We start from the raw sequence: 26,692 nt of genomic DNA, 5'->3' as shown, positions 1-26,692 counted from the left end.
CGTTCATCCGGGCTCTCCTCGATGGCTGATCGTTTCGCAACAACCAGCTTCAGGGCTTCAGCCCGGATGAACAACCTCATGAGAAATCACACCTAGCGGTCTTCCCCGGACGGCGGGTTTTCCTCGGCCACATCGGCCGGTTCGCCGGGAATGGCGTAGCTGTCATTCATCCACTTGCCCAGATCCAGATCTGCACAGCGCCTGGAGCAGAAGGGCTTGAATTCGGGGTCGGCCGGCTTGCGGCAGATGGGACATTTCATCATGTCGTCCTCGGTTCGGTGCTTGCGCACACGGTCAGGCGCGGCTGACGCGCGCATCCTCGCGCCCCAGACCGTCGGCGGCCACCAGTTCGAAGCGCGGCCCGATCCGGCCGGTCAGCGCCTCGCGCCAGCCGATCGTATCGGCATCGAGCCAGGCGAAAACCTCCGGCGCGACTTCCAGCTTCTGCTTGCGGCTGCGGTCGGACATGGCCTCGGCCTGCAGGCGACGCAAGGCCGCCAGGGCACAGCTTTCCACCGACAGGCGGCCGTCGGTATCGCACATCTGTTCGCGCAGCGAGCGGCCGCGGCGCTGGCGCGCCAGCTCGCCGACACCGAACTGCGACAACGGCGCCACATCCACCCTGGCCCGGTCGCGCTTGAACGCACCGCGCATCGCCTGCTCCACGACCTTGCGGTCAGGCTGGGTGCGCATGTGCACAAAATCGATGGCGATGATGCCGCCCAGGCCGCGCAGACGCACCTGGCGGGCGGCTTCCTTGGCGGCCGACGTGTTCAGCGCCACCGCCAGCTGGGCCGGCGAGCCCTGGCCCTTGCGGCCGTCGGCATCGACATCGATCGTCGTCATCGCCCGCGTGGTCTCGATATAGAGCGAGCCGCCACCGGGAATGGGTGCGAGCGGATTCAGCGCCGCCTCGAACTCATCATCCAGATCGATATCCGTCTCGTCGGCCCACACGGCCTCGGCCTCGCCATAGGCCTTCACCAGGCGCTGGGCCAGGATCGGGGCGGGCTGGACGCATTCGGGCGCATCGCCCTCCCCGGCCTCGGCCAGGGCGAGATTGGGCCCTTTTTCGGCATAGGCTTCGCGGGCAATGCGCACACCGATGGCGGCGCCTTCATGGAAACCCTTGGGCCGGCCGGCCTTGCCGAAGGGCAGGAAGCCTTCCGGCCCCACGCCGAGATCGACAAAGGCTGCATTCAGTGCCGGTTCGACCCGGCGCACGCGGCCGCGATAGATCTCGCCCTCGACGACGCGCTGACCGGCCTCGCTCCAGCGGTCCAGCCACAGCTCGACCACGCGGCCATTGTCGACAACGGCAGCGCGGGTCTCGCCGATATTTTCCTCGATCAGGATGCGGCGGCTCATTTGGTCGGCCTTTCGCCCATGCGCTCGGTCACCGGATATCCCAGACCGGCCAGCAGATTGCTCGTCTCGTAGAGCGGCAGCCCCACCACGCCGGTGAAGGAGCCGATCAGATTCACCACAAAACACCCGGCCCGGCCCTGGATACCATAGCCGCCGGCCTTTCCGTGCCACTCGCCCGAGGCGATGTAGGCATCGATCTCCGGCTGCGACAGGCGTTTGAACTTCACCCGGGTCTCGACCACACGCGCCGCAAACGCCCCGCCGGGACCGGCTGCGGCAATGCCGGTGAAGACCCGGTGATTGCGGCCGGACAGAAGGTCCAGACAGCGCCGGGCCTCGGCTTCGTCGAGCGTCTTGGGCAGGATGCGCCGGCCGACGCCGACCACCGTATCCGCCGCAAGCACGAAGGCGTCGCCGCCCGCGCGCACGGACGGATGTGCCATCGCCTTTTCCTGCGCCAGGCGAAGGGCGAGCGGCCCCGGCAATTCGCCGGGGATCTCGTGCTCGTCGATATGGGTGGGTTCAACGGCGTCAGGAATGATCCCGACACTGGCCAGAAGACCGAGACGGCGCGGTGAGGCGCTGGCCAGGATCAGGGGCGGTCGCGGTCCGTGTGCCATGGCGGCATCCGTCATTGCGTCGACGCGCCCCGCAAACGGCTTACTTGAAGCGATAGGTGATACGACCCTTGGTCAGGTCATAGGGTGTCATTTCGACAAGCACCTTGTCGCCCGCCAGAACCCGGATCCGGTTCTTGCGCATCTTGCCCGCCGTGTGGGCAATGATCTCGTGATCATTCTCGAGTTTGACCCGGAAGGTCGCGTTCGGAAGCAGTTCCGTCACCTCGCCGGGAAACTCCAACAACTCTTCTTTCGCCATGCGGCTCCTCAATTCCTGGCCCGGATTTCCGGGCGAAACAGACACGGGATAAGGCCGACTCGCCGTGCGGCCGGCGCCCCGGAGCGCGCTATATAGTCCTTCACCGGGTGCAAAGTCGAGACGTCAAGCGCTTTTTAGGCTGGCATCCCATTCAGCGATGCGTGCAGCGATGGCATCGCGGGTCTCGCGATAGGCGGCCAGGCGCATGTCGCGATTGCCGCCGGTCTCGCTGGGATCGGGGATCGGCCAGGCCTGGAACTCGGCGCCCGTGCGCGCTGCATAGTCGCGCGCCGTGCGGTCGGCGGCGGTGGACAGCGAGACCACGATATCGGCCGCCGGCTCGCCCACGCCATTCAGAGCGATCGGCGAGAAGTCCTCGAGATCGATGCCCTCTTCCAGCATCACGGCCACCATGAACGGGTCGGCAAAGGCCGCCGGGATCACACCGCAGGAGCGCGCCGAGACATCGTCGCCGAACCGTTTGCGCCACAATGCCTCGCCCATGGGCGAGCGGATGGCATTGCGTCCGCAGACGAACAGGACCGAAGGCGTCGTCATGAGGCGGCCCGCCGGTGCAGGGCGCAGATCAGGGTAAAGAGCCGCCGGGCGGTGTCGAAATCCACCTCGATCTTGCCGCTCAGCCGTTCGCGCAGCAGCGTCGACCCTTCGTTGTGAACACCGCGGCGGCCCATGTCGATCGCCTCGATCTGGGCCAAAGGTGCATCGCGCACGGCCTCGTAATAGCTCTCGCAGATCAGGAAATAGTCCTTGATGATGCGGCGCAACGGCCCCAGCGCAAAGACGAAGGCGCGCACCGGCGTATCGTCATCCTGGCGCACATCGAAGACCAGGCGGTCATCCTCGATCGCCAAGCGCAGGGCAAACGGGCCGTCGGCCTCGCCGGAGGGACGGAAACTGTTCGCTTCGAGAAGATCGGCAATGGCGACACGCCGCTCATGGTCGGCATTGACATCGCCCGGACCCATGCTGGCGGCATCGAGATCGATCCTGACAATCCGGTCCGGCGCTTCACTCATTGCCTGCTCGCCCCTTCTTCCGGCCCGTCTTCATGCACCGGCCGGCCGCCCGCCGCACGCCAGGGCGCGGTCAGGTCGGCCATCACCACATCCAGGCATTCCACATCAAGCCGTACCTCGCCGCCACCGGAAAACACCAGCACAACGGTGCCAGCCGGCGGCTCGCCCGGTTCGAAGGCAATGGAGAGAAGGTTGACCACGGCGTCACTGGCGCCCTGGCGGATATTCTGCGAGCGCGCCGCCGCCACGCGGCCGATCTGCAGACCGCTGCGCACACGGCGATCGCGCCGGCCCGCTTCCCAGCAGAAACGGTTGAAGGCGATGGTGAATGCCTTCTCGCGGCGCGAGAACTGGAAATCGCCCAGCTGCGCCACGGCATCCTGCAAGGCTGCCGATATCGGTTCGAGATCCACTGCGTCGAATGCCACCAGACGCAGGGGCCGGTCGTCTCGCTTCAAGGTCTCAGGACTCCGCTGGTTCAGACTGACGTTCGATCCGCGCGCCGCAGCCTGACAGCTTGGCCTCCAGGCGCTCGAACCCGCGATCGAGGTGATAGACCCGATTGACCACGGTTTCACCCTCGGCGGCAAGTCCTGCAATGACCAGGCTGACCGAAGCGCGCAAATCCGTCGCCATCACGGGGGCGCCTTTCAGGCGGGGCACGCCGCGCACCACCGCCTCATTGCCATTGACGCTGATATCGGCGCCCAGACGGGTCAGCTCGGGGGCGTGCATGAAGCGGTTCTCGAAGATCGTCTCGCGGATCACCGACGTCCCTTCCGCTGTCGTCATCAGCGCCATGAATTGCGCCTGGGCGTCCGTCGGGAAACCCGGATAGGGCTGGGTCTCGATATCGACACCCTTCACACGGGCGCCATTGCGCTCGACCCGCACGCCGCCCTCGACCGGCTGCACCGTCACGCCGGCCTCGTTCATCGCATTCCACAGCGCCTTGTTGTGCGCCCAGACGGCGCCGTCCAGCACCACATCGCCGCCGGCCGCCGCAACAGCCAGCGCATAGGTCGCGGTCTCGATCCGGTCGCCGACGACAGCGTGGGTGACGCCCTTCAGCCGCTCGCGCCCCTGGATGCGGATGGTCGAAGAGCCCGCGCCCTCGACCTCGGCACCCATCGCCGTGAGGCAGGCCGCGAGGTCGGCGATTTCCGGCTCGCGCGCGGCATTCTCGATCACGGTCTCGCCCCGCGCCAGCGCCGCAGCGAGCATGGTGTGTTCGGTCGCGCCGACAGAGGCGAAAGGCAGATCCACCTCGCCGCCGACCAGGCCGCCCGCAGGCGCCCTAGCGTCGACATAGCCCTCTTCCAGCGTGATCTGTGCCCCCAGCGTCTCCAAGGCCTTCAGGTGCAGATCCACCGGACGCGCGCCGATGGCACAGCCGCCCGGCAGCGAGACACGGGCCCGGCCTTCGCGGGCGACCAGCGGGCCGAGCACATTGAACGTGGCGCGCATCTTCCGCACCAGGTCGTAGGGCGCGAATGTGTCGGTGATCTCGTCCGCATGCAGCTGCATCTGGGCGCCGGGGCCCTCCTCCACACGCAGCCCCAGACGCGCCAGCAAATGCCCCATGAAGCGGGAATCGGCCAGGCGCGGCATATTGGTGAGAATCAGCGGCTCGTCCGTCAAAAGCGCAGCGGCCATGAGTTTGAGCGCGGAATTCTTGGCGCCGCTGATGGCGATTCGGCCGTTGAGCCGGGCGCCACCCTGGATGACGATACGGTCCATGCTTACTCCCCGGTACAGATTGGTCGGATAATGCGAGCCGGCATGCAGCCCGGCGAAGCAGGCGGCATTATGACGGCTTTCCGGGCTTTTCCGGGGCCGTTTCCGCAGCTGCGGGTGTTTCGGGTGCAGTCGCGTCCCCGGCAGGCTTCGCAGCAGCCTTGCGGCGGCGCAGATTGGCCCGCAGGGCCTCGGCCAGACGGGCCTCGCGGGACCCCGGTTCGGGCTTGCCGGACTTGCGCGGGGCGGACGGACCGCCATTCTGGGATGGTGTCTTCATGTAATTGGTCATGTCGAACGCTGCACATCGCGTCAAGACACTCTTGGCCTCGCTCCTCCCTTGGGTTATACGCCCGTCTCTCGATCGCCGACAGGCGAACCCGGTGCGCCGCTATAGCTCAGGGGTAGAGCGTTCCCTTGGTAAGGGAGAGGTCGAGTGTTCAATTCACTCTAGCGGCACCATTTCTTTCATTTCCATCCGAAACGCCCGTTCAAGGGCCGATCCTGCGTCGCCCGGCGCTAGGATATGGACGGCACACAGTCCCGGCGATAACGTCCGCCGCCGAATATCGGGGGACGGTCCGGGGAATGCTGGGTTCAGATCTTTTTCGTGCTGCGGGCCTGCTGGCCGCAACGGCAGCCGGTGCGGCTGCACTGGCCGGTTTTGCGCCGGAACTGCGTGCCGCCGGCGTTCTGCCCGCACCGGCCGGACGCGAGACGCTGGTCTATACGGTGATCGAGATGACCGAGCGCTTCGACACGCGGCGCGCCTGCCCGCTGGATCTGGACACCGCGCGGCAGAAGATCGAGCGGCAGATCGACCGTCTGGGCTTCCAGCCCGTCTACAGTCCGATCGCGGATGGGCCGGACGTTCTGACCCATGAATTCCTCGCCGAACATGACGTCAGCGCCCCGGCGTCGGCTCCGGCCTGCGCCTGGCAGGTCGCCGCCTTGCTGAACGGCCGCATGACGCCGGCCAGCCGCGATATCGACGGCCAGCCCTTGTCGGCGGTCGACCGGCTGACGCCGGCGCTGACACATCTGCTGGCCGACCGGTCCGCAGCGCCGTCATCCTGACTGCAGCGCGCATTGGAACCCATTGCGATCTGGCCGGTTACTGCTCACGCGCGGGCGGAGCCGGTCCATCCCGGATCGCCCTCCGGCCCCTCTCCGGCTTCGCCCGCCATGCGCTTGACGTCGGCCCGGCATAACGCACCATTGAGGCGATGACCGATTATTTCCCCTCCATCCCGCCCCGCAAGGCCGACGACCTGCCCGTCTCCGGCGGTCACACGCTCTATTTCGAGGAATGCGGAAATCCGGACGGGCTGCCGCTCGTCTTTCTGCATGGCGGGCCGGGCTCAGGCGCTTCGGCCAAATACCGGCGCATGTTCGATCCGGACGTGTTCGATCTCATCCTGTTCGACCAGCGTGGCTGCGGGCGTTCGACGCCGCATCTGTCGATCGAGGCAAACACCACTGCCCATCTGATCGAGGATATCGAGCGGCTGCGCGAACATCTCGGCTTCGAGCGCTGGATGGTGTTCGGCCCGTCCTGGGGATCCACCCTCGCCCTGGCCTATGCCGAAGCCTTCCCGGAGCGGGTGAGCGGACTGGTGGTGGAGGGTGTTTTCCTCGCCCAGCCATCCGATCTCGACTGGATGCACGGCCCCGACGGTGCCCGCAATGTCTTCCCCGATGCCTGGGCGGATTTCGCCGCTCCGGCGCCGGAGCGGGCCCGCAAGTCACCGCGCGCCATGATGGAATGGTGTTTCGAACAGATGCAGGCGGAGATCGCCGACGGTCTGACGCTGCTGCGCCGCCTGGACGACGCGAGTGTCAGCCTGGAGGAGATTCGCCAGTCCACACTGTACCGCTGGACCGAGTATGAGGACCGCCTCTCCTATCTCGACAATCCGCCCGAAGCGGTGCTGTCGGGCCTGCGGGCCCGCGGCGCAGAATTCGTGGCCGCCCACTCGCTGATCGAGGTGCACTATTTCCGCAATGGCTGTTTCCTCGAGCCGGACCAGCTGATCCGCAATGCGCGGCAGCTCTCCAACATCCCCATGCACATCCTGCATTCACGCTATGACATGGTGTGTCCGGCCAGTGCCGCCTTTCGACTGGCCCGCGCCTGCCCCCATGCCGGTTTCGACCTGGTCACCGTCAACGGCCACGCCATGACCGAGACCACTCAGCCCATCCTCAACCGCATCATGGCGCGCATGGCGTCCGTGGTAGAATAGCTGTATATCAAACTGCCGGCGCCACCGGCCGCCAGGCATGGATGGCAAGCGCGACGCTGCCACCGGTGAAGTCGCCGCCATTCGCGGTCAGTTCGACCGGCGTGTCGGCATAGAAGGCCGTCGGCCCGATCACACCGATATTGCTGGCGCCGGGCGATACCCCCAGCGAGCCGCCGAATTTCGACGCCTCGCCGGATATCCCGCAATCGAAGGAGGCCGCGCCGGTGATCGCGCTGCGTGTTGTCACCGAGACGGCAAACACGATGGAGCGCGCCGGGATCACAACGCTGCTGGCGGCGCTGGCACCGGAAAGCCCCGTCAATATGTCCTCGATCAGTACGGCCTCGGTGGCCGCACCGCCCTCGCCGGCCGTCAGGATGGTGTTCGCAGCCGCAGCGATCCAGGTATTGCGGCCTGCATCGAACGCCACGCTGCGCGCCTCGTCGCGCACATGCACCCGCCAGCCATCCGCCGGCACGATCGCTGTCCAGAAACCGTCGCGCCAGATCGCCAGCGTGCCCGCCGCCATTGCTGCCCAGTCATCGCCGCTGGCGCCGGCCGGCACGATCCAGACATCGCCCTCGCCAGGCGTCTCGGGCTGGACGGCCAGCGCCCGGCTTTCCACACAGGCCTGCGTGAGGGCGTCGAGCCGTAGCAGCGCCTCGTTCACGGTGACATGTTTTTGCGCCTGGGCCGGCATGACCAGCGGCAGGGACAGGTTGGGGGTGGTTTCGCTCATGCTGACGGTCTCCCGGTTCGTCCCGTCATTGTGCAGCCGGTTTGGCGTGCGGGGATTTCCCCCATGCACTGTCCACGCACCGCAGCGCCTCTTGACGCACGCGCCGTGCGCGCCTTTTCTCCGCGCCAGAACAAGAACACACGCTTCGAGGACAATCGCGCATGACCGACGATATCCGCGCCCTGGCCGGGGGATTTCCGGCCTTGAGCCCACAGGATTGGCGGCCCCTCGCCGAGAAGGCGCTGCGGGGCGCGGACTTCGAGGAGACGCTGTCGCGCACCACGGTCGACGGGATCGATCGCGGACCGGTCTTCTTCGACCGGCCCGAGGGCGCACATGCCGTCGACGCGGCCCCGCGCGACATCCACCTGCCCTGGGGCATGCGCCAGACTCTGGTCGAGGCCTCGCCGGAAGCGGCCAATGCCGCGGCGCTGGCCGATCTGATGGGCGGCGTGTCCGAGCTGGAATTGCGGCTCGATCCGGAAGGCCGCTTCGGTCTCAAGGCCAATGATGTCGACCTGATGGACGCGGCCCTGAAGGGTGTCGACCTCACCCTCGCCCCGGTCCATCTGGACAGCCTGGGCGGCCAGGGCCACCACGCCCATGCCTTCCTTACGCTGATGGCGCGCCGCCGGGTCGATGGCGAACAGATCGAGGGCGGGCTGGGCATTTCCCCGGTCGAGCGCGCCGCGCGCCAGGGCGTGGCGCTGGACGATCAGTGCTTCCCCAAGGCGATCGAGATTGCCGAACTCGCCCATGCCGCCTTTCCCAATCTGAAAGTCTTCCGCGCCGATGCCGCCCTTGCCTTCGAGGCCGGCGGCAGCGAGGTGCAGGAACTGGCAATGATGGCCGCCTCGGCCGCAACCTATATCCGCCTCGCCCTCAAGGCCGGACTGGGTGCCGACGCCGCCGCGCGATCGGTCGAGGCACGCCTGGTCGCCGATACCGATATTCATCTTACCATCGCCAAGCTGCGCGCGGCCCGTCGCATCTTTGCCCGCATCGCGGAAAGCTTCGGCGCGTCGGACCAAGCCCGCCGTCTCAGCCTGCATGCCACCACGGCACACCGCATGCTGTCGGCCAGGGATCCGTGGACCAATCTCATCCGCAATGCCTGCGCAGGCTTTGCTGCAGCCGCCGGCGGTGCCGACGCGATCACCGTGCGTCCGCTGACCGAAGCGATCGGACGGCCGACACCCTTTGCCCGCCGCGTCGCGCGCAATCTCCACATCCTGCTCGCCGAAGAGAGCCATCTGGGCAAGGTGACCGACCCGGCTGCCGGATCGTATCTGCACGAAAGCCTCGCCGATGCGCTGGCGCAGAAGGCCTGGGCGCTGTTCCAGGAGATCGAGGCAAAGGGCGGGCTCGCCTCGGCCCTCTCTTCGGAATGGTTCCAGTCGGAAATCGCCAAATCCCGCCGGGCCCATCTCAACCGCTACGAGGCCGGCACCGACCAGATCCTGGGCGTGACCCAATATGCCGACCCGGATCCGCGCGCCGTGGAGACGGACGGCAGCTGGCCCGATGACGACCTGCCCGCCTGCGCCCTCGCCCCGATCCGCTTTGCCGCCCAGTTCGAGGAGGCCGCCCAATGACCCGTCCCGGCCCCGACTTCACGCAGATCGATCTTGGCGACACGCAGAATCCCGGCAGCGGATCGCGCGAGCCCTGGGACACCGCCGAAGGCATTGCCGTGAAATCGCAATACCGGGCGCAGGATGCCGCCGGGATCGATTTCACCGGCTCCATCCCGGGTGCGGCGCCCTTCGTGCGCGGCCCCTATCCGACCATGTTCCTGCAGCGTCCCTGGACGATCCGGCAATATGCCGGCTTCTCCACCGCCGAGGATTCCAACGCCTTCTACCGCCGCAATCTGGCGGCCGGCCAGAAAGGCCTCTCCGTCGCCTTCGACCTGGCCACCCACCGCGGCTATGACAGCGATCATCCGCGCGTGGCGGGCGATGTCGGCATGGCCGGCGTGGCGATCGACTCGATCTACGACACCCGCACCCTGTTCGACGGCATCCCGCTGGACGAGATGTCGGTATCGATGACCATGAATGGCGCGGTGCTGCCGGTGATGGCGCTCTACATCGTCGCCGCCGAGGAACAGGGCGTGAGCCCGGACAAGCTCTCGGGGACGATCCAGAACGACATCCTCAAGGAGTTCATGGTCCGCAACACCTATATCTACCCGCCGCGGCCCTCGATGCGGATCATCTCCGACATTTTCGAGTACACCTCGACCCACATGCCGCGGTTCAACTCGATCTCGATCTCCGGCTATCACATGCAGGAAGCCGGGGCGCCGGCCGATCTGGAGCTGGCCTACACGATCGCGGACGGTCTGGAATACATCGCCACGGGTATCGAGGCCGGCCTGGATGTCGACGCCTTTGCGCCGCGCCTCTCCTTCTTCTTTGGCATCGGCATGAATGTCTTCATGGAGATCGCCAAGCTGCGCGCCGCGCGCCTCCTGTGGGCCAGGCTGGTGAAAGAGCGGTTCTCGCCGAAGTCCGACAAGTCGATCTGCCTGCGCACGCACTGCCAGACCTCGGGCTGGTCGCTGGCCGCCCAGGATGTGTTCAACAATGTCGGCCGCACGGCGCTGGAAGCCATCGCCGCGGTCGACGGTCACACCCAGTCTCTGCACACCAATTCGCTGGACGAGGCGCTGGCCCTGCCGACCGATTTCTCGGCCCGCATCGCCCGCAACACCCAGCTCCTTCTGGCCGGAGAAGCCCATCTGTGCGACGCGATCGATCCCTGGGGCGGCAGCCACTATATCGAGCGCCTCACCCACGATCTCGCCGTCCGGGCGCTGGACCATATCGCCGAAGTCGACGAACTGGGCGGCATGGCCAAGGCGATCGAGGCCGGTATTCCCAAACTGCGGATCGAGGAAGCTGCCGCGCGCACCCAGGCGCTGATCGACAGCGGGCGCCAGACCATCACCGGCGTCAACAAGTTCCGCCTGGACGAGGAAGAGGACGTGCCCGTCCTCAAGGTCGACAACTACATGGTCCGCAAACAGCAGATCGAGAAGCTGGAACGCCTGCGCGCCGAACGCGACCCGGCGGCCGTCGAGGCTGCCCTCAACGCGCTGGCCGAAGGCGCCCGCACCGGCGAGGGCAATCTGCTCGCCCTCTCGGTCGACGCGGCCCGCGCGAAAGCCACGGTCGGCGAAATCTCCGACGCGATGGAGACCGCCTTCAACCGTCATGTCGCGAAGATCAAGGGCGTGACCGGTGTCTATGGCGCGGCAGCCGGTGAGGACGACAAGGTGAAACGCGCCCTCGCCCTGGCGGAAGCCTTTGCGAAACGCCATGGCAGGAAGCCGAAAATCCTCATCGCCAAGCTTGGCCAGGATGGCCATGACCGCGGCCAGAAAGTCGTCGCCTCGGCCTATACGGATCTGGGCTGGGATGTGGTGATCGGCCCGCTCTTCCAGACACCCGACGAGGCTGCCGAACTGGCCGTGTCGGAAAATGTCGATGCCGCTGCCGCCTCATCGCTCGCTGCCGGCCACCTCACCCTCGTTCCGGAACTGCGCGACGCGCTGCGCGACAAGGGGCGCGAGGACATCCTGGTGATCGTCGGCGGCGTCATCCCGCCGGATGACGAACCCGTGCTGCGCCAGATGGGCGCCGCTGCCGTCTTCCCCCCCGGCACCGTTATCGCGGACTCGGCCCTCATCATGCTGGAACGCATGGGGATGGAGGAGGAAGAGGCGTAGCGCGTACCTTCATCCTTCCCTTGACGGGGAAGGTGTCCGGCGAAGCCGGACGGAAGGGGTAAATCCCGGTGGTGGCACGTTGGCAGAGACCTCGCCCCCCACCCACTCCACCGCGCATTCGCGCGGTCCCCCTCGCCCATCAAGGGCGAGGATGGTGCGTTTCAGATCACCAGGCCGTGCAGGGCCAGCCAGGCGAAGCCGAAATAGAGGGCGGAGAGTATGGCGGTCATGCCGGCGCCGGTGAGGAAATAGGGTTTCAGGGTCGGCCAGGAGAGCCCGTGAGCGATGGCCGCGACCTCGCGGGCGATCTCCTCGACCAGCCGGTCGCGCTTCTGGCCGGCCAGCGCCAGCAGGAGATCGTCATGCCAGAGCTGCGGCTGCTGGGCACTTTCCGCCAGCACTTCGTCGAAGGTCTGTGCGGCGATGATCTCGGCCACGGTCAGGCGCGGCCGCCAGCCGTGCTTGCGCAGCTCGCTGGCGGCAAAACTCAGCGTCGGCCAGAGCATGTAGAGATCGCGGATCAGGAAGGCCGTCAGCAGGAAAAGCAGCATCGCGCCGTATAGCCAGCCCTGCAGCACACCCAGCCGCTCCAGCGCGACCACGCCCAGCAGCAGACCCGCCTTGACGACCAGGGCGATGGAAAAGCGGCGCAGATGGTCGACCACGAAACCGCGCGCCTGGGTGCGGATGCGTTCGCGCACTTCCGCACCGGCGCGCTGGACCAGCGCCGCCTTCTTCTTCTCGACCTGGCCGGCCAGCAGCTTGCGCCCGATGAAGACGCCACCGGACACCGCCGACACGACCAGCGTGGCGATCCTGAATACGCTCATCGTCCCTACCGTCTGCGGACCGCGAACAAGCGGCCCTGTCATGCCCTGATCGCGCGATTCTGGCGCCGGCTGGCGGCGAAATCGCGGCAAGGCCTGACGACTAGATAGAAATCGCGGCCGTTCAGAGCAAACCGGCGATGACACGCTGCACGCCCCGGGAGGCGTTTTCCGGATCCCGGGCCACGACATAGCCGGCGGCGAGCGCGATCGCGACGGCGCTGAGCGGGTGCTTCTTGACGATGTGCTGGACCGTGTCGAACGGCAGATCCGCCAGGGTTTCCGCCGCCAGGCTTTCGGCCTGTTGCGCTTCGGCCTCTGCCGGCTTGTAGGGCAAAAGGAAGAAGTAGAGACACAGGCAGGACAGGCCGATCAACACAGCCCCGACGCTCACCGTCGCCCAGGCCAGTCCGAGGACCGGCGTCAGCACGACGACCAGCGCATAGGCCATGGACAGCGCCCCGGCAAAGCCGAACAGGGCGCCGCCCACAGCGGCCAGCAATCTGAGCTTGGCCTTTTCCATGACGCGATCCTCGTGCTGCCCTAGCGCCGCGACGACACGTAGGAGAGGAGCGCGCCGACGCCCATCGCGATACCGATGGCGGCCAGCGGGTTCTCGCGCACCTTGTCCTCGACCGTGGTGCGCGCCTCGTCGACGCCTTGCTGGGCGCGATCGGACCATTCCTTCGAGCGCTCGATACCCTCGCGCGACTTGGCGGAGGCGTAGCTGCCCGTATCCGAAAGCAGTTTCGACAAATCGCCGCGCAGCGCCTTGAGGTCATTGCGCAGTTCGTCGATATCGGAATCCACGGACTGGGCCGCATCCTTGGCATTCTGCTGGCCCGCCGCGATCTTGGCCTCGGTCTTCGTCGGCATGTTGCATGCTCCTTCGGCTGGTTTCCGGTTCGGGTTCCCCTTTGCAACACCTGCCACGGGCAATCGTTCCATCATTCCGCGCATTCATGCAGATCGCCGCTCCCCGGTCGCAAACGGACAGAGCCAAGCGGAACACTTGCCCGGTTTCACACGTTGTCCTTGCAGTTGGCCGGCTGTGTACCGCCTCCCCGCGTGTCGAGCCGGCGCCTCCGGGAGCCGCCCATGCCGATGAAGCGCATATTCAGGACAGCCCGCCGCCCCGCCAAGCGCGCGGCCGGTTATGCGCTGATCGGGCTTGGCAGCGTGCTCGCAATCACGCCGCTTCCCGCCGGCATCCTGCTGGCCGGGGTTGGCGCTGCGATCCTGATACCAGCCGACTCGGGGTTCCGGCGCTGGGTACGCGAGCGTCGGCAGAGCTGGAAGTGGCTGGACGGCACGCTCAACCGGATCGGACATGCCGTGCCCGGTTCCCTGGGCCGCTATCTCATCCGGTGAGACCGCCATGCCCCGCAAATCAGAACAGAAGCGGGCGGCCTGGCACCGCCCGCCCAGATGTGGCAGCCGGACCGGTCTAGCTTTCGATCAGGCAGTTGGTGGTGTCGTCGAGCGTGGTCATGACGCGCGATTCGGGATGGTCATAGCCCATCGAGATCTGGAACATCACCCGGAAGACATGCTGCTCCTCCAGGGCCGCCGGCACACCGTCGGACATGAAGGCGTAGATGCCCTGGATCCCCAGCGGGAACAGGTCGACCGCCGTTCCCTGGACCGTCGAGTTCGCCGACATCATCATCGATTGCGGATCGATGCGGTATTCGGTGGTGACGCTCTGGCCGATCCAGTCGCCATAGGTGGACTGGCAATCGGCGTCGCGGGACGGGTCCGGCTGGCCTGTCTGGTTCATGGCCGAGATAGACTGCAATTCCAGTGTGACGTCACCGGTATGGTCGTCCGCCATGGCCGGCCCGGCGAACAGCGCCGCAGCAAGGCTTGCACTCACAATCATGTGTCGTTTCATCGTCAGCGCCTTTTCCATTTACGGGGGAATTCCCGCCCTGAATATCTACAGGTTGCACAACCACTCGGCAATCCGCGCTGCGCGAACACGCATCCGGTTCATCGCAGCGTCAGCCTGGATGTGCCACAGTGAAGACCGGACACAGCAAAGCGAGGTTATCCGACATGCGCTCCCTCATCTGCCTGATTGCGCTTGCATCCGTGACGGCCTGCGCCTCGACACCGACCGCCTATCAGCCGATGGCCGGCGGCGATCGCGGTTATTCGGAAATGCGCATCGAACAGGACCGCTACCGCATCCGCTTTGCCGCCGGCAGCGACGCCTCCTTCCAGCTGGCCGAAGACTATGCCCTGCGCCGGGCGGCCGAGATCACCCTGCGCGATGGCGGCGACTGGTTCCTCGTGGTCGGACGCGCCCGCGACGGCAATGACCGCGATCCCGTCGGTGTCGGCGGCTCGGTCGGCCAGACCTGGGGATCCGGCGGTTTCCGCGCCTCCGGCGTCGGCATCGGGCTGCGCTTTGACGGCAGCGCCGGCGAAAAGGAAGTGATGCTGGAAATCGTCGTGCGGTCCGGCGAGCGCCCGCAGGATCCGCAGGCCTATGATGCCCGCGCCATCCTGGACTTCGCACCGCGCTAGCCGCGCGCCTACTCCGCCAGAAGGCCCAGCTCGCGCTGCTTCTTCTTGCTCAGGCCGGACGCGACCAGCTCGTGCGACTTGGCGATATAGGCCTCAAGATCGCTGTCCGGCAGACCGGGCGTATCATAATGCTGGATCCAGCTCATCCCGCGTGAGGCGAGATAGGGCGCCGGGCGCAGGCCGGGCTGTTCCTGCAGGATTTCGAAGGAAAGCGGTGTGACCTTGAAGGTGATGCCCGGATAATCCCGCTGGCCCCAGCCGCCGATGGCGAACACCTTGCCGCCCACTTTCCAGACATTGGCATCGCCCCACTGCACCACATGCGTGGTGGCAGGCAGTGAAGCGCAACAGGCGTTGAATTCGTCTTCGGTCATGGCCGGATGTCAGCCGGCAAGATCGCGCGCCTGGCTGACCCAGCTGTCGCGCTCGATCCGGCCTCGGCCATTGATGCGGTCATCCCAGACATCCACATCGGTTTCGCTCCAGGCGGCGATCTGGGCGAAGGTCGTGATGCCGCCGGCCTTGAGGGCCGCTTCAGCCTTGGGGCCCAGCCCCTTGATCCGGGTGAGATCATCCTCGCCGGACGCGGCCTCCGCCTTTGCCGGCTTCTCGGCAGCGTCTGCCGGCTTCGAGACAACCGGCTTGGATGCGTCTGCCGGCTTGGCTTTGGCCTTCGGCCTGGGCGCAGCTTGGGCGGCAGGCTCAGGCTGGGACACCTCAGGTGTTGCGGGAGCCGCCGGTGCGACCTGGGGCGCGGCCTCGGCAGACGGTGCGCTGCGGGCCGACGCCTCGCCGAGACGGCGGGCGAGATTCTCGTTCTCCTGACGCAGGCGGGCATTGTCGGCCTGGGCCTTGTCGGCATCGATGCTGCGCGCATCGCCGCTCCAGACCAGATAGCCCACCAGGAGGCCCAGTCCGGAGAAGATCACCAGCAGAACACCCATTTGCCAGATCAGCCAGAACATGCGTCAGTCCTCATTCGTCGAGATGGTGAATGATATCGCCGCATCCTGGTCCTGGACCAGTTCGACGGAAATGCGCGGGGTCTCGGCCCCGCCGGCATCGACCAGCCGGCTCACCTCGGCCATACGCGCCTGGTCCAGGCCGGCCTGCACGGCTTCGCGCAGCACGCCGACCGTCAGGACCGCATCGGCGGGACAGGCGGCAAAGGCGCGCGCCACACGGCGCAGCGCAACGACCGTCAGCGGGCTCGGCGCCGCACCGGCCCGGTCGAAGCGCAGATTCTCCGTACCCTGGGCCGCGCGCACGATTGCTGCGCACCCGTTGACATCGGCTATGCGGCTGACGGCCGGCGCGCCCGCAGGCATGACGATCCAGGCGGCTTCATAGGGTTCGGGCATGCCGGACAGCGCCGAGGCGACCGATTGGGCGATCTGCGGATTGGCCGCCTCGCCGACCAGGGCACCGGTTTCCGACTGCAGCACGATTGCGCCGCGATCGAGCCGGGCCAGCTGGCCGAGCAGGCGCCTGGCTGCGGCCTCCCAGTCCGGCGCGGCACCGCCGCCCGGAACCAGGGTGAGATCGGTATCCGCACCATTGGCAAAGGTTGTTTCGGCGAAGGATGCAATGGCGGCGCGGGCCGCAGCATCGGTGGCATCGCCGCGAATCAGCACCCGGCCATTGACCGCCATGTCGGCGCGGAAAACGAATCCATGCCGCAGACGCGCCTCGACCGTCTCGTCGGTGATGGCTGTCACGCCGCCGGCGACGCGGCCGCCCGACCAGGTCGAGGCCATGACAGTGGCCAGGGCATCGTCGCGCGCGGTGCCGCTGGGCGCAGCGCCGGTCACGATCGCGCGCTGCCCGTCGAAACGGACCGACGCCCAGTCATGTCCACGCAGGCTCAACGCCTGCTCTGCATTGGCCGTCAGCCGGTCCTCGAGCGCGCGGATCGAAAACGGACCGACGCTCATTGCGAGGGCCGACACGGCGACCAGCCCGGCGATCGCTCCGAGGAGGATCCGGCGCTGTCTCGGTGTCGTGGCGAAATTCGTCATTGCGTGAAAAACCGTCCCGCGGAGCATACAACCGACAGATATCGGCGGTTTCAGGGCAAGCCTGCACCGGAATTACCATTAAAAATTCGGCATCTCCAGTGGGCAAACCCCAGATTGGACACTCGATTGCCGCAACGCACAAACGCAGCGGCGAAAAAGAAGAGGGCCGCAGCACCGGCTGCGGCCCTCCCCTGTCCGGATTGCGCAGCCTGTTAGCGGCGGACGCGCAGGGTCACGCCATAGGTCCGCGGACGGCCCAGGAAGGCGTTGAAGGAACCGGACTGGAACGGCGCATCGAAGCCGACCTGGATGTAGTCCTCGTCGGTGATGTTCTGGCTCCACAGTTCCAGGTTCCAGCTGTCGTCGACCGCGCCGATACCGACACGGGCGTTGAACAGGGCATAACCGTCCTGGATCTTTTCCGGGTCGAGGTCGGAACCGGTGTTCTGCTCCGACATCCAGCGGCCGTCGAGGTGGGCCAGCCAGCCCATGCCGTTCTCGAACGTGCCTTCATAGGTGATCGCGCCGGAGGCATACCATTCCGGAGCGAGCGAGAAGTTCTGGCCCGACAGACGGTCGACATCCGGCGTACCGGTGGCCGGGAACTCGTCATAGGTGGCGTCGGCATAGGTGACACCGCCCTGCAGGGTCAGACCGTCGATCTCGCGCGGCAGCCACATGAGTTCCAGCTCGGCACCCTGGGTCTGGGCGCCCGGGATCGACGTCACGAAGAAGCCGATACCGTTGAACGTGTTCAGCTGGTAGTTCTCGAACTCGGAGGAGAACAGGTAGAAGTTGGCCAGCACGCTGTCATTGGCCCACTCGGTCTTGATACCGATTTCGAAGCTGTCGACCGTCTCCGCGTCGAAGGAGGCCGGATAGAGTTCCGGATTGGCAATGACGGCTTCGAAGTTAACCGGATCGCTGCCGGCCTGGGTGAAGCGGTCGAGGTTGAAACCGCCCGCCTTGTAGCCGCGCGAATACGTGCCGTACATCAGCAGGTCTTCGTTGAAGCGGTGCGACAGCGAGAGCAGGCCGGACATTTCCTCTTCCTCGAGCGACTGTGTGTGGTCGATCATGGAATAGACGTCGCGGCTCTGCGGCAGGCAGGAGAAGGTGCCGAACTGGGCCAGCGTCGCCCCCGGCAGGCCGGTCGCACCGGACAGCGCACCCAGCAGGGCCTGGTTGCCCGGCGAAGCAAAGTCGAGGGCCGGACCGAAAGCATGTTCCCAGACCGCACAGGCCGGGCTGTCGCTGTCGCTCCAGTCGAACGTCGCCGTCTTCTCGGTCGAGGTGTAGCGCAGGCCGAAGGTCAGGTCCGTCGCGTCCGTCATGTGCCACGTATTGTGGGTGAAGAAGGACAGGGCCTCGGCTTCCTGGTTGTAATAGTCGCCGCCGGAATTCCAGGCGCCGGCCGGAATGGCCTGGCCCGGGGCCAGCGGAGTGAATCCCGGGACCGGGTTGCCGAACGCGGCCGAAACAGCGGCCACGCCATTGGCGAGGTCAGCCACCGTCGTTGCCGAAGCACCGCCGGAGGCCAGCAGCGACAGGAAGGGCTCGAAGGCCGCGCCGACGACGATGCTGTCGCGGCGTTCCAGGGTCTCGTCGGAGAAATAGGTGCCGACCATCCAGTCGAAATTCTCGGTCGCACCGGACAGACGCGCCTCGAAGGTCGTCACATCGACGTCGACCGTATTGTCTTCCGGCAGGCGGTAGACGATGTCGGCGCCGGTGAAATCGACGTCCTGGCCACTGGTGATGCCGAAGGAGCGGTCGGAGGCGATCACGGTCAGATCGAAATTCTCGAACGCCCAGTTCAGCTCGCCGGAGAAACCATAGTCCTCGATCTGCTGCAGCGTGGTGCGGTTCGCCTGGACGACGCGGCTGAACGGATCTTCCTGACCCGGCAGCGGGCGGCCGCCCGGCTGCAGGGCATTGATGATGCCGGCCGTCGGACCGGAAACGATCGCCGCACCGACGCAGCAATCCTCGTCACGGTCGGTATAGTCGGCGCTGAGCAGCAGGTTCACATCGTCGGAGATGTCGAACAGGAGCTGGCCGTTGATCGTGTAGAAATCCTGGTTGGCATCCTCGGTCTCGCTGCGCGGACCGTTGAAGGTCTCGACCGACTGGAAGCCGTCACGCGCGCGGCGGGCAACATAGATGCGGCCGGCCACATTCTCGGAGAGGCCGCCGGTCATGCCGCCGGCAACGCCCCAGCCATCGGCTTCGCCGCCGGACAGGGTGGCTTCGGCATGGGCGCCGAACTCGTATTCCGGACGCTTGGTGACGACGTTGATGATACCGGCAGAGGTGTTGGCGCCGAACAGCGTACCCTGCGGGCCGCGCAGCACTTCGATCCGCTCGATCTCGCCGAGATCGCCGAAGCCGACACCGTTACGGGCGCGCGGCACGCCGTTGATGACGACACCGACGGAGGATTCCAGACCGGGATTGTCACCCACGGTACCGATGCCGCGGATGCGGGCGGTCGTCTGGAACTCGTTCGAGGTCGAGGTGACGTTCAGGCCCGGCGCGATAACGGCGAGGTCTTTCAGGTCGCGAACGCCGGCGTTGGAGAGGAGTTCCTCGCTGTAGGCCGTAACGGCGACCGGAACGTCCTGGATGCCTTCTTCGCGTTTCTGGGCCGTGACGGTGATGACGTCGACCGTGCGGCCTTCATTCTGGGCCGCGGCGTGACCGGCCGTCAGCGCAGCCGCCGAGGCGGCGGCGAACAGAATCGTGCGCTTGGTGAGTGACATGCTTTAACTACCTCCCGTATCGGCGGTCATTGCCGCCGTTTTGTTTTGAACGCGGACGAGCCGACGCCGTCCGGTTCTTCTCCGAACACTTCTCGATATACCGGGTCGGCCCGGGCTGAAAAGGCGCGAAGGCCGCCTGCAGACCGGCAGGACGCTTTGCGTGTCGGTTTTCCACCGCCATGTTGCAGGACTGTCACATCACAACCCGCAGCAGCGCCATTGCTGGCGCCTCGAAGGCGGGCTTAGATGGCCGGGTATTCGAGGAGACTGCGCGTGATCAAGACGACAAGCTGTGTTCTGGCCCTCATGGCCATCACCCTTCCCGCCTCTGCCCAGGCCATCCGGCCGCTGTCCCAGGAAGACGTGTTCCGCCTGGAAGCCGCCGCCGACCCGCAGATCGCTCCGGATGGCGGTATGGTCGCCTATGTCCGCCGCAGCAATGACATCGCCACCGACCGCACCCGCAGCGAGATCTGGATCGTCGGCGCCGATGGCAGCGGTCACCGCCAGCTCCTGCCCGGCGAAGGCGAGACCGGCAGTCCGCGCTGGTCGCCGGACGGCGCGCAGCTGGCCTATGTCCGCACGCACGACGAGACCACGACGCTGGAAGTCCTGACACTCGCTGACGGCGCCTCGCGCACCCTGACGACACTCCCTGCCGGTCAGTCCGGCCTGGCCTGGTCGCCGGACGGCACACAGCTGGCCTGGGCCGCCTTCCGGCCCGCTGCAGGCCCTGCCGCCGCAGACCTGCCCGAACGCACCGAAGACATGGACTGGGCAGCCGGCGCGCAGGTCGAGGAACGCCTCTCCTTCCGTTTCGATGGGGCCGGCGAACTGCCCATGGGCCGTCAGCAGCTCTTCGTCATCGATCTGGCCGGCGGCGAGCCGCGGCAGCTGACCGATGACGAAGCCGGCGCCGGCGGCGATTTCGCCTGGTCGGCCGATGGCCGCGCGCTCTATTTCTCCGCCGACCGCCGCCCCGACAATGGCGCCCTCGCCCCGGACAGTGAACTGCACCGGATCGACCTGGCCACCGGCGAGATCGAGACGCTGACCGGACGCACCGGTCCGGACACCACGCCGCGCCCCTCGCCCGACGGCACGCAGCTGGCCTGGCTGGGCTATGACGATCACCGGATGGGCTATCACAATGTCGAGCTATACGTCGCCGGTCCGGACGGAACCGGGCCGCGTTCAGTGACTGCAGAGCTCGACCGGTCGGTCTCGGCGCCGCAATGGAGCGCCGACGGCCGCATGATCTATTTCCTGTACGACGATTCCGGCCAGACCCGTCTTGCGCGGACCAATCTGGAGGGCCATATCGAGATCGGTCTGGACGACCTCACACCGCCGACCTTCGGCCGCCCCTATACCGGCGGCAGTTTCTCGGTGTCGATGAATGGGCATGTGGCCGCGACAGTCGGGTCATCCATACGTCCCCCGGACGTCATCCTTATGTCACCGCTAGGTGATACGCGCGTGCTCACTTCACTCAACGAAGATGTCCTCGCGGAGATCGATCTCGCCCCGGCCGAGGAGATCCACTGGGCCTCCCCGCATGACGGTCTCGATATCGAGGGATGGGTGCTCTACCCGCCCGGTTTCGACCCGGCACGCGAATGGCCGATGATCCTGGAAATCCATGGCGGCCCCTTCTCCGCGTACGGTCCGACCTTCTCGGCCGAGCTGCGGCTGATGGCGGCGGCGGGCTATGTCGTCGTCTACACCAATCCGCGCGGCTCAACGAGCTATGGCTACGACTTCGCCAACCTGATCCACCACGACTATCCCGGCCATGACTATGACGACCTGATGGGCGCGGTGGACCACATGATCGGCCGCGGCTTCATCGACGAGGACCGGCTCTTCGTGACCGGCGGTTCGGGCGGCGGCGTGCTGACGGCCTGGATCATCGGCAATACCGACCGTTTCGCAGCGGCGGCCGTCGTGAAGCCGGTGATCAACTGGACCAGCTTCGTGCTCTATTCCGACCTGCCGCAATTCTTCTACCGCTACTGGTTCGCCAGCGCGCCCTGGGAGGATCCGGAGGAATACTGGCGCCGCTCGCCGCTGTCGCTTGTCGGCAATGTCGAGACCCCGACGCTGATGATGGTCGGCGGCGCGGACCTGCGCACGCCGCGGGCGGAGACAGAGCAATACTATTCCGCCCTCCACCTCAACGGCGTTCCGACCCGGCTGGTTGTGATCCCCGACAGCTATCACGGCATCTCGAACTCGCGGCCCAGCCGCCTGCTCACCAAGGTCGCGGAAATCCTGCGCTGGTTCGAGGAGTACGATCCGGCGGCACAGGCCGGCGGGTCAGAGCCGGAGGCTGCGAACGACTGACCCGGCAGCCCGGTCAGGCCTCGCTGCTTGGCCGGGCGCCGACCGTGGCCCGCCACTGGGCGAGATGGGTCAGCGTGTCGGCCGGCTTCAGCTTGATCCAGCCGGCAAAGTCCACGAACACAAAGGCTGCGATATCGGCAGCGCTGAAGCGCTCGCCGGCCAGATAGGGCGCCTCCGCCAGACGCGCGTCCAGCACCTGGAAGAAAGCTTCGGCGCGGGCCCGGCCGCGCTCGACCAGTTCGGGCACCTGGGCATAGCGGTCCGGTCCGGTGATCGAGGAATCCTTGAAGAATTCGGAGCGGTTGCGCAGCGCCTCGGCGACGCCGAGCAGCCCCTCGCCCTCGGCCCGCGACATCCATTCTGCCACCAGCGCCTTCTCGACCGGTGTCGTGCCCAGCAGCGGCGGATCGGGAAAGACTTCCTCCAGATAGCGCGCGATCGAGGTATTGTCGCTGAGCACCGTGCCGTCATCGAGGACGAGGGCCGGGACCGTGCAGCGCGGATTGACGGCCCGGTAGGCTGGCTCGAACTGGGCCTTCACCCCCAGATCGACCTGTTCGGTTTCGATCTCGATGCCCTTCTCGGCCATGAAGATGCGAGCACGGCGCGGACTGGGCGCCGCGCGATAATCGTAGAATTTCATCGGCTTATCCTGACTGCCAGCTGACTACGCAAACCCGGACGGGCGTTCGGTCGCGACACCCAGCCGCGCCTCGATCGCACGCCCCAGCGCAATGATATTGCCTTCCTCGAAGAGGGGCGCCCACAGGCTGGTGGCCTGGGGCACGCGGAACTCGGCCTCGCCGGCATCCTCCTGCGCCCCGCCGAAAATCGTCCGGGTGCGCTGCCGGGAGTAGCCGGAGCGGAAGGCGAGCTGCGGGTGTCCGGTATAGTTGGTGATCAGCAGCATTCCGCCGGCAAAGTTCGGACCGATCACCGCGTCCAGCCCGTCGAAGGCCGCATGCACGTCCTGCATCACCTGACGCCGGAAACGGTCGATATTCACATAGTCGACGGCCGAGATGAAACGGGCCCGCCGCCAGGTATTGGGCCAGGCCTGCGGCGCCTGCCAGACCAGGCTGTCATCGCTGTTGTCCAGGGTGAGGTGCTCGAAGGCCGCAGCCGACTCCACCTCGACGCTCGCCAGCAGCGCGTCATAGGGCCGGTCCGGCAGCGAGAATTCGACAAGCTCGACACCCGCATCGCGTGCGGCCTGCAGCGCAGCCCGGTCGGCATCGGTGCCGTTTTCGAACCAGGCCGGATTCCACCCGACCCGCATACCGCGCACATCGCGCCCGGCATCCGCCTCGAACCCGGCCTCCAGCGAGCCGGGATCCAGCGGATCCGCGCCGTTGATCGCCGACAGGATCAGCGCGGTATCTTCCACGGAGCGCGCAATCGGTCCGATCTTGTCGAGCGACCAGCACAACGCCATGGCGCCGGAACGCGACACCCGGCCGAAGGACGGGCGCAGCCCCGTCGTGCCGCATCGATGCGAGGGCGACACGATCGAGCCGAGCGTTTCCGTGCCGATACCGAAAGCGACCAGTCCGGCCGCCGTCGCCGAGGCCGATCCGGCACTGGAGCCGGACGAGCCCTCCTGCGGGTTCCAGGGATTGCGGGTCTGCCCGCCGAACCAGCGGTCGCCATAGGCCAGCGCACCATTGGTCGTCTTGCCCAGCAGGACGGCCCCCGCCTCGCGCAACATCACGGCGATACGGGCATCCTGTCCGGCGACACGCTCGCGATAGGGCGTGGCCCCCCAGGTCGCCGCCACACCGGCTACATCGATGATGTCCTTCATGCCGTAGGGAATGCCGTGCAGCGGCCCCAGAAGGCGCCCCTCTGCCAGCGCGCGATCGCACTGATCGGCCTCGGCGCGGGCGATTTCCGGCGTCACGGTGACGAAACAGTGCAGCGTGCCGTTATACTGCGCGATCCGGTCGAGATAGATCTCGGTCAGCCGGCGCGCGGACAGGGCCCCGGAGCGTATCCACCCGGCCTGCTGCCAGACCGGTGCGAAGGCGATATCGGCATCATTGCCCGGCAATGGCCCGGCCCCATGCCCGGACAGGCTGACCGCGTTTGGCTGGGACCGGTAGGCCACACCCGGCAGACGCGGATCGAACATGCAGGACGGCGCCAGCGTGTTCGGCTTTTCCACCGCGCGCTGCTGCGAGGTTCGTGCAATCCAGTCATCGAGACCGGCAAGCACCTGCTCACGCTCGGCGTCCGTATAGCGGATATCGAACAGCGCCTCGGCGCAATGCAGCGTATCGGTTGAAACGGCCGGTGCAGCAGCATCCGCCGCCGCGGCGGGCGCCGCGTCCTGGCGCGCCAGTGCAGGGCCGGCCGCCCCGGCGGCAATGACAGCCACCGCTCCCCCCTTGAGCAGCTCGCGCCGCGTCGAAACCTTGTCAGACATTGCTCCCCTCCCCGGATTCTGTAACGAAGAGCGTGGGCGCCAACCCTCCGGAATTCAATACACAAGCGGCAGAGAAAGACCGGCCGACCCACAAATCGCCGCATTCCGCCCCATTTCGGCTCACAATTGGCGGTTAACCATGGTGTGAACGCCAATGCGGCGCGCGCCAACCGGGGGGAGGCCATGCCCTTAGACCAGATGGAAAACACCGTGCTCGACCGAAGCGATTTCGGCAGTACCCAGGACTATTCGACCGAAGCGACCGAGATGCGCGAGACCCGCGCACCGGCCGCCATGATCCAGCTTTCGCGTGCCCGGGCCATTGCCCGCGCCCGTCACGCCGATCTCCTGAAGTTCCGCCGCACATGGGGCGGTGCGATCAACGACCCGGCCGAGGACGGCAAGGCCGACGAGGCCCGTCCGGCCGTGAAGCCGATCGACCGGGCGGCGGTCTATCCCAAATCCCACATCCTGCACTTCTCGGTACTGGCAACCCTGGTGCTGTTCGAGGGGCTGGCGAATGCCTATTTCTTCTCGAAGGGCTCGGACCTCGGCCTGCTGGGCGGCTGGCTGCAGGCCATCACGGTCTCCTTCACCAATGTGATCGCGGCCTTCTTCCTGATCGGCTTCATCGGCCTGCGTCACATGTCGAACCGCAACAAGCCGGTCATCGCCGCGCTCGCCGCAGTCGGTGTCGGCGTCACGGTTGCCGCGCTGGGCCTGCTGAACCTCACTGCGGCCCATTTCCGCGACCTGCTGGAACTGAATGCGGCCACGCTCGCCCTGGGCGGCGCCGAGACCACGGGCACTGTGCTGACGCCGGTTCTGGATGCGCGGGCCAACCCGTTCAACCTGCAGACCCTGGAAGCCCTGCTGCTCTTCATCCTGGGCTCCACCTTCGCCGCCATCGCGGCCTACAAGGGCCGCACGTTCGACGATGCCATCCCCGGTTATGGCGGGGTCAGCCGCCGGCTGGATGCAGCTTCGCGCGATCTCGAGAAGGCTCTGGAAACAGGCTGGAAGGACGCGAAAAAGCTCTCGGCTCCCGAGCTGGAAGAGCTGGTCGAGGCCAAGGCGCTGCTGGATGAAATCTGCCAGGATCTGGCCGGACCGGGCCACCGGCGTTAAGACAGACGGGCCGGTGCGGGGCTGCACCGGTTCGACCTGCGACGGGAGGGGGCATGTCCGGACGCGATCTCATCGGGCTTTTCAACCTGATCATCATCGCCGGCGTTGTCGGCGCCATCAGCTATGCCGCCTTCGTTCTGAAGCCGGCCGAGTATGACAGCCAGACACTGTGCCTGGTTGACGGGACGCCGCCGCACCGTGTTGTCGTGATCGACAAGACCGATCTTTATTCCACCGCCCAGGCCGACGCGATCGGCGATGTGATCCTGGGCGAGCGCAACGCTCTGGCGGTCGGTGAACGCTTCTCGCTCTACGAGCTCAACGAAAGCGGCGAGCTTCGCAACACCAACCGCTTCTCCCTGTGCAATCCGGGCGCGGGCGAGCAGGTCAATCCGCTCTACCGCAATCCCGAACGCGTGCAGGCCCGCTACAATGCGCTGTTCGCCGAACCGCTGCAGCGGGCGCTGGCCGACCTCGTCCTGCCCAAGGACGCCCCGTCCAGCCCGATCATCGAAGCGCTCGCCCGGCTCGGCCAGGATCCGGCTTTCGACCGGACCGTGCCGCAACGGCGCATCGTGCTCGTCTCCGACATGCTGCAGAATTCGGACGTTTTCTCGGTCTATGGCCGCCGCCGGGGCCGTTTCGAACAGCGCGTTCCTCCGGCCCGCGCCGTCGCGGATATCATCCGCGAGACCTATGGCGACAGCCTGCGCGGCACCGAGCTGGAAATCCGCCTGATCCCGCGCGAGACGTGGGAAGCCGAGCAGCGCGGCGAGCTGCAGGCCTATTGGAGCGAGATTTTCCAGCAGCTCGGCGTTCGCGCCTACTGGCTGGATATCTAGCGCCGCCTCTCCTGTCCCTGACCAGGTTTTCCACACCCCCGGACCGGGATGCATAGGATATGCATTTCCC

The 26,692-nt window shown here is 66.6% G+C and carries 29 protein-coding genes and 1 tRNA gene; 10 read left to right on the top strand and 20 right to left on the bottom strand.

The window, feature by feature from the left end; translation table 11 throughout:
• Positions 1 to 92: 92 nt before the first annotated feature.
• From PKE71_RS06095 to PKE71_RS06055, 9 genes are all read right to left on the bottom strand, one after another.
• A complete protein-coding gene (locus PKE71_RS06095; protein ID WP_271186073.1) occupies positions 93 to 263 on the bottom strand; it encodes a DNA gyrase inhibitor YacG in 171 nt (56 codons plus the stop codon).
• Between the two features lie 31 nt (positions 264 to 294).
• Positions 295 to 1,368: a ribonuclease E/G gene (locus PKE71_RS06090; protein ID WP_271186072.1), complete on the bottom strand. Its 1,074-nt coding sequence runs from the start codon at positions 1,366 to 1,368 to the stop codon at positions 295 to 297.
• A complete protein-coding gene (locus tag PKE71_RS06085) occupies positions 1,365 to 1,988 on the bottom strand; it encodes a Maf family nucleotide pyrophosphatase (RefSeq protein WP_271186071.1) in 624 nt (207 codons plus the stop codon). Before PKE71_RS06085 ends, PKE71_RS06090 begins: the two co-directional genes overlap by 4 nt.
• A 40-nt stretch (positions 1,989 to 2,028) precedes the next feature.
• Positions 2,029 to 2,247, bottom strand: a complete 219-nt coding sequence (gene infA, locus PKE71_RS06080; protein WP_019961978.1) for a translation initiation factor IF-1 — start codon at positions 2,245 to 2,247, stop codon at positions 2,029 to 2,031.
• Positions 2,248 to 2,370: 123 nt separating this feature from the next.
• A complete protein-coding gene (locus PKE71_RS06075; protein WP_271186070.1) occupies positions 2,371 to 2,805 on the bottom strand; it encodes an arsenate-mycothiol transferase ArsC in 435 nt (144 codons plus the stop codon).
• On the bottom strand, positions 2,802 to 3,284 hold the full coding sequence (locus PKE71_RS06070; protein WP_271186069.1) for a UPF0262 family protein: 483 nt from the start codon (positions 3,282 to 3,284) through the stop codon (positions 2,802 to 2,804). Before PKE71_RS06070 ends, PKE71_RS06075 begins: the two co-directional genes overlap by 4 nt.
• Positions 3,281 to 3,742: a DUF2948 family protein gene (locus tag PKE71_RS06065; RefSeq protein WP_271186068.1), complete on the bottom strand. Its 462-nt coding sequence runs from the start codon at positions 3,740 to 3,742 to the stop codon at positions 3,281 to 3,283. The genes PKE71_RS06070 and PKE71_RS06065 overlap by 4 nt, the downstream gene beginning before the upstream one ends.
• 4 nt (positions 3,743 to 3,746) lie before the next feature.
• Positions 3,747 to 5,024, bottom strand: coding sequence for a UDP-N-acetylglucosamine 1-carboxyvinyltransferase (gene murA, locus PKE71_RS06060; RefSeq protein ID WP_271186067.1), 1,278 nt, complete (start codon positions 5,022 to 5,024; stop codon positions 3,747 to 3,749).
• 67 nt (positions 5,025 to 5,091) lie between these two features.
• The gene (locus tag PKE71_RS06055) at positions 5,092 to 5,313 is read right to left on the bottom strand and encodes a hypothetical protein (RefSeq protein WP_271186066.1); all 222 of its coding nucleotides are present in this window, start codon (positions 5,311 to 5,313) and stop codon (positions 5,092 to 5,094) included.
• 95 nt (positions 5,314 to 5,408) lie between these two features.
• On the opposite strand from PKE71_RS06055, the gene PKE71_RS06050 reads away from it, so the two are divergent.
• The 3 genes from PKE71_RS06050 to pip all read left to right on the top strand — a co-directional run bounded on the left by PKE71_RS06050 (position 5,409) and on the right by pip (position 7,267).
• Positions 5,409 to 5,483: transfer RNA gene (locus PKE71_RS06050), tRNA-Thr, on the top strand.
• Positions 5,484 to 5,609: 126 nt separating this feature from the next.
• Complete coding sequence (locus tag PKE71_RS06045) at positions 5,610 to 6,098, top strand: hypothetical protein (RefSeq protein ID WP_271186065.1); 489 nt, start codon at positions 5,610 to 5,612, stop codon at positions 6,096 to 6,098.
• 149 nt (positions 6,099 to 6,247) lie between these two features.
• Positions 6,248 to 7,267 (top strand): prolyl aminopeptidase, encoded by a 1,020-nt coding sequence (pip, locus tag PKE71_RS06040; protein WP_271186064.1) that lies wholly within the window; start codon positions 6,248 to 6,250, stop codon positions 7,265 to 7,267.
• Positions 7,268 to 7,274: 7 nt separating this feature from the next.
• Here pip and PKE71_RS06035 read toward each other — a convergent pair whose 3' ends face one another.
• Positions 7,275 to 8,006 carry a DUF2793 domain-containing protein gene (locus PKE71_RS06035; protein ID WP_271186063.1) on the bottom strand — a complete coding sequence of 244 codons (732 nt, stop codon included), beginning with the start codon at positions 8,004 to 8,006 and terminating at the stop codon, positions 7,275 to 7,277.
• Between the two features lie 161 nt (positions 8,007 to 8,167).
• On the opposite strand from PKE71_RS06035, the gene PKE71_RS06030 reads away from it, so the two are divergent.
• Positions 8,168 to 9,601: a methylmalonyl-CoA mutase family protein gene (locus PKE71_RS06030; protein WP_271186062.1), complete on the top strand. Its 1,434-nt coding sequence runs from the start codon at positions 8,168 to 8,170 to the stop codon at positions 9,599 to 9,601.
• Positions 9,598 to 11,742, top strand: a complete 2,145-nt coding sequence (gene scpA, locus PKE71_RS06025) for a methylmalonyl-CoA mutase (protein WP_271186061.1) — start codon at positions 9,598 to 9,600, stop codon at positions 11,740 to 11,742. Before PKE71_RS06030 ends, scpA begins: the two co-directional genes overlap by 4 nt.
• A 161-nt stretch (positions 11,743 to 11,903) precedes the next feature.
• Here scpA and PKE71_RS06020 read toward each other — a convergent pair whose 3' ends face one another.
• The 3 genes from PKE71_RS06020 to PKE71_RS06010 all read right to left on the bottom strand — a co-directional run bounded on the left by PKE71_RS06020 (position 11,904) and on the right by PKE71_RS06010 (position 13,445).
• A complete protein-coding gene (locus PKE71_RS06020; RefSeq protein WP_271186060.1) occupies positions 11,904 to 12,572 on the bottom strand; it encodes a hypothetical protein in 669 nt (222 codons plus the stop codon).
• Positions 12,573 to 12,693: 121 nt separating this feature from the next.
• A complete protein-coding gene (locus PKE71_RS06015; RefSeq protein WP_271186059.1) occupies positions 12,694 to 13,092 on the bottom strand; it encodes a hypothetical protein in 399 nt (132 codons plus the stop codon).
• Between the two features lie 20 nt (positions 13,093 to 13,112).
• Positions 13,113 to 13,445: a DUF883 family protein gene (locus PKE71_RS06010; RefSeq protein ID WP_271186058.1), complete on the bottom strand. Its 333-nt coding sequence runs from the start codon at positions 13,443 to 13,445 to the stop codon at positions 13,113 to 13,115.
• 222 nt (positions 13,446 to 13,667) lie between these two features.
• On the opposite strand from PKE71_RS06010, the gene PKE71_RS06005 reads away from it, so the two are divergent.
• On the top strand, positions 13,668 to 13,940 hold the full coding sequence (locus PKE71_RS06005) for a hypothetical protein (protein ID WP_271186057.1): 273 nt from the start codon (positions 13,668 to 13,670) through the stop codon (positions 13,938 to 13,940).
• Between the two features lie 76 nt (positions 13,941 to 14,016).
• Here PKE71_RS06005 and PKE71_RS06000 read toward each other — a convergent pair whose 3' ends face one another.
• Positions 14,017 to 14,451 carry a hypothetical protein gene (locus tag PKE71_RS06000; protein WP_271186056.1) on the bottom strand — a complete coding sequence of 145 codons (435 nt, stop codon included), beginning with the start codon at positions 14,449 to 14,451 and terminating at the stop codon, positions 14,017 to 14,019.
• A 176-nt stretch (positions 14,452 to 14,627) separates the two neighbouring features.
• Here PKE71_RS06000 and PKE71_RS05995 point away from each other — a divergent pair, with 176 nt between their 5' ends.
• Positions 14,628 to 15,101 (top strand): CC0125/CC1285 family lipoprotein, encoded by a 474-nt coding sequence (locus PKE71_RS05995; protein ID WP_271186055.1) that lies wholly within the window; start codon positions 14,628 to 14,630, stop codon positions 15,099 to 15,101.
• A gap of 8 nt (positions 15,102 to 15,109) precedes the next feature.
• Here the strand turns inward: PKE71_RS05995 and PKE71_RS05990 are convergent, their stop codons facing one another.
• From PKE71_RS05990 to PKE71_RS05975, 4 genes are all read right to left on the bottom strand, one after another.
• Positions 15,110 to 15,475, bottom strand: a complete 366-nt coding sequence (locus tag PKE71_RS05990; protein ID WP_271186054.1) for an MmcQ/YjbR family DNA-binding protein — start codon at positions 15,473 to 15,475, stop codon at positions 15,110 to 15,112.
• 9 nt (positions 15,476 to 15,484) lie between these two features.
• Positions 15,485 to 16,066 carry a hypothetical protein gene (locus PKE71_RS05985; protein WP_271186053.1) on the bottom strand — a complete coding sequence of 194 codons (582 nt, stop codon included), beginning with the start codon at positions 16,064 to 16,066 and terminating at the stop codon, positions 15,485 to 15,487.
• 3 nt (positions 16,067 to 16,069) lie between these two features.
• Entirely contained in the window at positions 16,070 to 17,119 is a 1,050-nt protein-coding gene (locus tag PKE71_RS05980; protein WP_271186052.1) for a hypothetical protein, read from the bottom strand.
• 212 nt (positions 17,120 to 17,331) lie between these two features.
• The gene (locus PKE71_RS05975; protein WP_271186051.1) at positions 17,332 to 19,881 is read right to left on the bottom strand and encodes a TonB-dependent receptor; all 2,550 of its coding nucleotides are present in this window, start codon (positions 19,879 to 19,881) and stop codon (positions 17,332 to 17,334) included.
• Between the two features lie 273 nt (positions 19,882 to 20,154).
• Between PKE71_RS05975 and PKE71_RS05970 the strand changes: the two genes are divergently transcribed.
• Entirely contained in the window at positions 20,155 to 22,227 is a 2,073-nt protein-coding gene (locus PKE71_RS05970; RefSeq protein ID WP_271186050.1) for a S9 family peptidase, read from the top strand.
• Between the two features lie 13 nt (positions 22,228 to 22,240).
• Here PKE71_RS05970 and PKE71_RS05965 read toward each other — a convergent pair whose 3' ends face one another.
• Both PKE71_RS05965 and PKE71_RS05960 read right to left on the bottom strand, forming a co-directional pair.
• Complete coding sequence (locus PKE71_RS05965) at positions 22,241 to 22,870, bottom strand: glutathione S-transferase family protein (protein ID WP_271186049.1); 630 nt, start codon at positions 22,868 to 22,870, stop codon at positions 22,241 to 22,243.
• Between the two features lie 24 nt (positions 22,871 to 22,894).
• Positions 22,895 to 24,652 carry an amidase gene (locus tag PKE71_RS05960; RefSeq protein WP_271186048.1) on the bottom strand — a complete coding sequence of 586 codons (1,758 nt, stop codon included), beginning with the start codon at positions 24,650 to 24,652 and terminating at the stop codon, positions 22,895 to 22,897.
• Positions 24,653 to 24,835: 183 nt separating this feature from the next.
• Here PKE71_RS05960 and PKE71_RS05955 point away from each other — a divergent pair, with 183 nt between their 5' ends.
• On the top strand, positions 24,836 to 25,780 hold the full coding sequence (locus tag PKE71_RS05955; protein WP_271186047.1) for an ABC transporter permease subunit: 945 nt from the start codon (positions 24,836 to 24,838) through the stop codon (positions 25,778 to 25,780).
• Positions 25,781 to 25,833: 53 nt separating this feature from the next.
• Positions 25,834 to 26,622, top strand: a complete 789-nt coding sequence (locus PKE71_RS05950) for a hypothetical protein (RefSeq protein ID WP_271186046.1) — start codon at positions 25,834 to 25,836, stop codon at positions 26,620 to 26,622.
• Positions 26,623 to 26,692 lie beyond the last annotated feature (70 nt).

This window comes from Maricaulis virginensis (assembly GCF_027922185.1).
Lineage (GTDB): Bacteria > Pseudomonadota > Alphaproteobacteria > Caulobacterales > Maricaulaceae > Maricaulis > Maricaulis virginensis.
The sequence above is the reverse complement of the archived record's forward strand: the minus strand, read 5'-3'. Positions and strand labels throughout refer to the sequence as shown.